This is a genomic window from Bacillus sp. SIMBA_154 (assembly GCF_046536015.1).
GTDB lineage: Bacteria > Bacillota > Bacilli > Bacillales > Bacillaceae > Bacillus > Bacillus pumilus_P.
The window spans coordinates 1-294 of the sequence record NZ_JAWJBV010000155.1 but is presented as its reverse complement, the minus strand read 5'-3'; the positions used below and the strand labels follow the sequence as shown (position 1 = coordinate 294).

General features: G+C 38.4%; 1 protein-coding gene. It reads left to right on the top strand.

Annotation, left to right across the window (positions count from 1 at the left end):
• A partial coding sequence (locus R0K30_RS21535) for a hypothetical protein (RefSeq protein WP_410612834.1) occupies positions 1–294 on the top strand: 294 nt, incomplete at both ends.

Genomic DNA, 294 nt, shown 5'->3' with positions numbered 1-294 from the left:
CATTTGGCTTTGAAGCACACCTCAAGTGTGTGGGAAATAACGCTTGGTACATCACACTAGATGGTTTAAAACATCAGAAAGTATGCCTTTCAATACAACTCTCTCATGACCTTGATGACAGCTTTGTGGATATTTTCCATGATTTTTCCTCAACCAATGATTACAGCGTAATGATTGCTTGTAATATCGAGCATAGTAATGGGTATTTTACATTTAATGATTTAGGGACATTGTTACACGAATTTGGCCACGCAATGCATGCAATTTTCTCGCTTAGCGAAAGCCATTTGCCAC